5 protein-coding genes are annotated in these 6,351 nt (G+C 50.2%); 1 reads left to right on the top strand and 4 read right to left on the bottom strand.

Translation table 11 applies throughout. The features are described from left to right. Positions 1-119: 119 nt before the first annotated feature. The 4 genes from pgsA to ccoG all read right to left on the bottom strand — a co-directional run bounded on the left by pgsA (position 120) and on the right by ccoG (position 3,752). On the bottom strand, positions 120-680 hold the full coding sequence (gene pgsA, locus HMPREF3050_RS03865; protein ID WP_003744331.1) for a CDP-diacylglycerol--glycerol-3-phosphate 3-phosphatidyltransferase: 561 nt from the start codon (positions 678-680) through the stop codon (positions 120-122). Positions 681-781: 101 nt separating this feature from the next. Continuing rightward, positions 782-1,327, bottom strand: coding sequence for a hypothetical protein (locus HMPREF3050_RS03860; RefSeq protein ID WP_003744334.1), 546 nt, complete (start codon positions 1,325-1,327; stop codon positions 782-784). Positions 1,328-1,667: 340 nt separating this feature from the next. Beyond that, a complete protein-coding gene (locus HMPREF3050_RS03855; protein WP_003744335.1) occupies positions 1,668-2,237 on the bottom strand; it encodes a FixH family protein in 570 nt (189 codons plus the stop codon). Between the two features lie 3 nt (positions 2,238-2,240). Further along, a complete protein-coding gene (gene ccoG, locus HMPREF3050_RS03850; RefSeq protein WP_070773538.1) occupies positions 2,241-3,752 on the bottom strand; it encodes a cytochrome c oxidase accessory protein CcoG in 1,512 nt (503 codons plus the stop codon). Positions 3,753-4,271: 519 nt separating this feature from the next. Here ccoG and tkt point away from each other — a divergent pair. Continuing rightward, positions 4,272-6,251: a transketolase gene (gene tkt, locus HMPREF3050_RS03845; RefSeq protein WP_070773536.1), complete on the top strand. Its 1,980-nt coding sequence runs from the start codon at positions 4,272-4,274 to the stop codon at positions 6,249-6,251. Positions 6,252-6,351 lie beyond the last annotated feature (100 nt).

Raw genomic sequence — 6,351 nt, 5'->3', positions numbered from 1 at the left:
AAGGTTGCGCTCTACCAACTGAGCTATTCCCGCCGAATGTCTGTTTCTTGCTGCTGTTTCTGAAGAAGACGCAATTATTATGGATTTAAAACTTGTCGTCAAGGGGTTTGTTTTATTTTTTATTTGATTTCCTGCCACGCCATTTTCAGATAATAGAACATTGACCAGAGGGTTAATACAGATGCGATAAACATCAATATGTTACCTGTCAGGTAAAAAATATTGTCAAATCGATTGGAGGCTAAGAGCAATAAAAATATGGCAACCATTTGCGCGGCGGTTTTAAATTTGCCGATCGTGGCAACGGCAACGCTGCTGCGTCTGCCCATTTGCGCCATCCATTCCCTCAAGGCGGAAATGGTGATTTCCCTGCCGATGATGATAATGGCGAAAATAACATAAGTACGGCCAAGGCTGACCAGCAGCAATAATGCGGTCGCTACCATCAATTTATCCGCAACGGGATCGAGGAAGGCGCCGAAATCGGAGGTTTGCTTCCAAAGCCTTGCTAAAAATCCGTCAAACCAATCGGTTACGGCTGCGAGTGCGAAAATGATAGCGGCAGTCCAATTGACGGTTTCCGGTGCAATCCACCCTTTTGGCAGGAAAAACAGCAAAGTAAAGACCGGAATCAGCAAAACGCGCATCCAAGTCAGAAAAATCGGTATGTTCCAAGGCATGATTTACCTTTGATGTGGTTATGATAGTTAATTTGCCTATTATAACGGACTTGTCTGTCTGAAAGCATATGTTTTAACTATCTTTCAGACAGCAAAAGCCTTCAAGTCCGTTTGTTTTTTCGATAAAACCTGCATTGAGGCAGCCATTCTTTTTGGCACGGGTCTTCGATAAACGACTTTAAAATCTTTTGAAAGGTTTGATTTTGGGCGTTGTATATGTTGCCTTTTAGATAACACGACGCGTAATAATGCGCCAATAAATCCGCCTGCTGCTCCATATTCAGCATACTGAAATGACAAATATCGGACAGCTTGGGATAGAGATAGGCACGGCGGCGGCGGTAGCCTCCGCTGACGAACAAAAACAATCCGCCCAACCAGGTTTTAAATCCTTGCTGGTACTGCCAAACATGGGTCAATTCATGAATCATCCATATTTGATGGGACTCGGAAGCGAGGGCGAAGTCGTCAGGACAATTATTGCGCGGGAAATAGATGTTCCCGTTGGGCGAAACGGCAACCTGCATGGTTGGCAGGCAAGGAATGCCTTGATAGATTTTGACGCGGGCGTAATCAATGCTGTCGGCAAAAATCAGCTTTGCCATTTTGATTTCGTTGTCCGTCAGCCTGCGCCAGCGTTTGCTCATACCTTGTCCTTGTTACTTTCATGACGACCGGGGTCGTCTGAAAACGGTTATCCTGCCTTATCAGTCACTCAGCTATGTTCACGACCGATACTGCCCTGCCCGCTGTATAGTGGATTAACTCTAAATCAGGACAAGGCGACGAAGCCGCAGACAGTACAGATAGTACGGAACCGATTCACTTGGTACTTCAGCACCTTAGAGAATCGTTCTCTTTGAGCTAAGGCGAGGCAACGCCGTACTGGTTTAAAGTTAATCCACTATATTTGCGCCAACATCATCACAAACCTTACAGCATGAAGGTCGTCTGAAATTTTTCAGACGACCTTTTGAGCCTGTCAAACTATTGTCCTGAATCTTTCGGCTTCTGATTGGCGTTCTCAAACAATTTGTTCATAGGGGTCAGATTGATTGCATTGCCTTGACTGACTATCCATTTATCCTCCACCCGCCAAACACCCGAGGTATCTTCCACGCGCAGATACCAGTGGTTGGTCGGCGGCAGGGGTTTGAAAGTTGCTTCATACTCCATACGACCGTTTTGGATTTCCGCACTGACGGGGTGCAGTTTGACGGTTTGGTCTTCCGATTTTTTAGTCGGGTGCATCAAAAGGAGATTCAAAGGCTGCTTGGGATCGAATTCCCCGCTGACAAACACTTTGGCCGCATCCTTATCCGGACTGATCAGCACTTGCACCTGCATATGCCGCTTCACTGCCTCTTCATCGCGGTGAAGCTGGATGTCGATGTGTTTGCCGTCTTTGTAATAGTCGTCCGTTACCAAATCGGTTGCATGTTCTTTGGCGACGAAGAACATGGCGACACTGGCAATCACGACGAAAATAGGACCCGCCATCAACACCCACGGCCAAATGTGTTTGTACCAAGGTTTGACTTGTTTTTGCTCGGACACGTTTTATTCTCCGATAAAGGTTGCTTCTTCTTCCAAGATAGTGGGTTTGCCATCTGCTTTGCCGGTTTCGCGATAAGTGAAGGTAAACTCAATCGGATGGCTGCCCTTGTCGGCGTATTCGGGAATGGTGGAAACTTGGACCGGAATGGTCAACGTTTGGCGCGGTGCGATTTTCACGCCGCCTTCCGGCAATCCGGTCAGGGCGATTTCTTCAAAGCCTTTGACTGTCGCAGTCATCACTTGTTCGTTTTCACTATTGTTGATAATGCGCAGGTTATATGCGTTTTCCAGCCAACCTTTGCTGTTTTCGCGCACCATCACGCCGCGGTCTTTCAAAATATCGACTTCGACCATTTTGCGGGTGGAAAGTCCGACCAAGAAAGCAATAATAACCACCAGCAAAACAGCGCCGTATCCCGCCACACGCGGACGTTTCAAGCGTTTTTTGATGTCGCTTTCAGGATATTCGTGTTCCAACGCGCCTTCGGTCGTATAGCGTATCAAACCGCGCGGATAACCCATTTTATCCATGATTTCGTCGCAGGCATCAATACACGCCGCACAGCCGATACATTGATACTGCAAACCGTCGCGGATATCGATACCGACGGGACAGACCTGTACGCACATGGTGCAGTTGATGCAGTCGCCCAATCCGCTGTCTTCTTTGTTGGCGGTTTTCTTGCGTGCGCCGCGCGGTTCGCCGCGTTCGGTATCGTAAGAAATAATCAGCGTGTCTTTGTCGAACATCGCGCTTTGGAAGCGTGCATACGGACACATATGCAGGCACACTTTCTCACGCATAACGTGGGCAAAGAAGAAGGTCATGAAGCCGTAAAACGCTGCGGCAAACATCGCGCCGCCGCCTGCTGCTCCGGCAAACAAGTCGGGAACAAACTGGCGGATCGGGACAAACCAGCCCGCAAAGGTAATGCCTGTCCACGCGCAGACAATGAAAATCAGCAGGGCTTTAGTTGCTTTAATGCGGATTTTAGTGAAATTCCACGGCGATTTTTCCAGCTTCAGGCGTTTGTTGCGGTCACCTTCGACCAAGTTGTCGATCCAAAGCATGATTTCGGTGTAAACCGTCTGCGGGCAGGAATAGCCGCACCACAAGCGTCCGGCAATCGTCGTCCACCAAAACAGCCCGAAGGCGCAAATCATCAGCAGCAGGGCAAGGTAAATCAAATCACCCATGCCCAACGACAGCCCGAAAATGAAGAAATGCCGGTCCGGAATATTGAAGAGTACTGCCTGACGGTCGCTCCAGTTGAACCACGGAATCACATAAAACACAAACTGCGTCGCCAATACGGCGGCTATACGCAATTTGGCGAACCGCCCTTCCGCTTTTTTTGGATGGATGCGTTCGCCTTCGGGATGGATTTGGATGACGCTGGATTTGGGTTTTGAGGGTTTGGGCGGAGCGGTTTTTGCCGGTTTCTCGGACTGCTCTTTCGGGGCAGCGTTTTTTTCTTCTGACACAGCGTTTTCGGCTTGGTTTTCTGTTGACATTTTTCAGTGTTCCTTCGTGTGTTTGCGCGCAGGTCTTTTATTCTGATTACTGGTTTGATTGGTTTTTCAGACGACCTTTTATATGCGTCGGAATCATATCATTTGAACTTGACCAAAGCAAAAAGCCCTACTTGGCTTTTATATGCCACCCGTTTTGATTTTTCCGTTGCCCAAGTCTGAAATCGGCGATATTCAAGCAGTTGCATATAACCGATGACGCTATGCTTATAGCGAATCGCTATATCTCCGATAAAAATTTATAAACTACTGTTTCAAAACGGAATAACAGTTAATCTCATCTGCTTTGCCTGTTTCAGACGACCCCTTATGCGGACAATTTTTAAAACAGGACAACGCGAAACCGATGCCGTACCGGTTTGAAGTTGTCCTTCTGATAGACGGAAAGGTCGTCTGAAAGCCGCCCATATCCTTGAAAGCCTGACCGAATCGGGCGATAATCAACGGGATTTTCTTTACCGTTATTACCGTTTCAAACCAATACAGCAAGGAAGGTACAAAATGTCTCAACTGGCAAACGCAATCCGTTTCCTCTCGGCCGATGCCGTTCAAAAAGCAAATTCCGGCCACCCCGGCGCGCCCATGGGTATGGCGGAAATGGCGGAAGTATTGTGGACGAAATTCCTGCGCCACAACCCCGCCAACCCCAAATTCTACAACCGCGACCGCTTCATCCTCTCCAACGGCCACGCGTCCATGCTGTTGTACAGCCTGTTGCACCTGACCGGCTACAACCTGAGCATTGAAGACTTGAAAAATTTCCGCCAGCTGCACAGCAAAACCCCCGGCCACCCCGAATACGGCTACACCGACGGCGTGGAAACTACGACCGGCCCGTTGGGACAAGGCATTGCCAACGCGGTGGGTATGGCATTGGCGGAAAAAATCCTTGCCGCCAAATTTAATAAAGACGGTTTGAACATCGTCGATCACTACACCTATGTCTTTATGGGCGACGGCTGCCTGATGGAAGGCGTATCGCACGAAGCCTGTTCGCTCGCCGGCACCTTGGGCTTGGGCAAACTGATTGTTTTGTATGATGACAACAATATTTCCATCGACGGCAAAGTGGACGGCTGGTTTACCGAAAACATCCCGCAACGCTTTGAAAGCTACGGCTGGCATGTCGTTCCCAACGTAAACGGCCACGACACCGCCGCCATTCAGACGGCCATTGAAGCCGCCCGCGCCGAAACCGGCAAACCGTCCCTCATCTGCTGCAAAACCTTAATCGGGAAAGGCAGTGCCAACAAAGAAGGCAGCCACAAAACCCATGGCGCTCCTTTGGGTGCGGACGAAATCGAAGCCACGCGCAAACATCTGGGCTGGACTTACCCCGCCTTTGAAATCCCGCAAGAAATTTACGACGCATGGAGCGCAAAAGAACAAGGCGCGAAACTGGAAGCAGAATGGAACGAGCTGTTTGCGCAATACCAAGCCAAATATCCTGCCGAGGCCGCAGAATTCGTGCGCCGCATGAATAAAAAACTGCCGGACAATTTCGATGCATACGTTCAAACCGCATTGAAAGAAGTGTGCGCTAAAGCCGAAACCATCGCCACCCGCAAAGCCAGCCAAAACAGCATTGAAATTTTAGCTAAAGAGTTGCCCGAGTTGGTGGGCGGTTCTGCCGACCTGACCCCGTCCAATCTGACAGACTGGTCAAACAGCGTCTCCGTTACCCGCGACAAAGGCGGCAACTACATCCACTACGGCGTGCGTGAATTCGGCATGGGTGCCATCATGAACGGTCTTGCCCTGCACGGCGGCGTTAAACCGTTCGGCGCAACTTTTCTGATGTTCAGCGAATACGAACGCAACGCCTTGCGCATGGCGGCACTGATGAAAATCAACCCCGTCTTCGTCTTCACCCACGATTCCATCGGCCTCGGCGAAGACGGCCCGACCCACCAACCCATCGAGCAAACCGCCACCCTGCGCCTGATTCCGAACATGGACGTATGGCGTCCGTGCGATACCGCCGAATCGCTGGTGGCCTGGGCTGAAGCGGTAAAAGCCGAAGACCATCCGTCCTGCCTGATTTTCAGCCGTCAAAACCTGAAATTCCAAGCGCGCAACGAACAACAACTGAACGACATCAAACGCGGCGGCTACGTTATCAGCGAAGCCCAAAGCAACGCCCAAGCCGTCATCATTGCCACCGGTTCCGAAGTCGAGCTGGCTCTGGAAGCGCAAAAAGCCCTTGCTGCGCAAAACATCGCCGTACGCGTCGTTTCCATGCCGTCCACCAACGTATTCGACCGCCAAGACGCCGCCTATAAAGCCGCCGTCCTGCCCGAAGGCCTGCCGCGCATCGCCGTAGAAGCCGGACACGCCGACGGCTGGTATAAATATGTCGGACTGAACGGCGCAGTCGTCGGCATCAACCGCTTCGGCGAATCCGCCCCTGCCGAACTGCTGTTCAAAGAATTCGGCTTTACCGTGGACAATGTGGTGGATACTGTGAAATCAGTGCTGTAAGCGGCAGCCATCGCATCAAAGGTCGTCTGAAAACGGGAGATGAAGGTTTTCAGACGACCTTTTTCCTTTATAGTGGATTAACTTTAAACCAGGACGGCGT

Source organism: Neisseria sp. HMSC065D04 (assembly GCF_001815675.1).
Taxonomy (GTDB): domain Bacteria; phylum Pseudomonadota; class Gammaproteobacteria; order Burkholderiales; family Neisseriaceae; genus Neisseria.
This window is presented reverse-complemented; position numbering and strand designations above follow the sequence as displayed.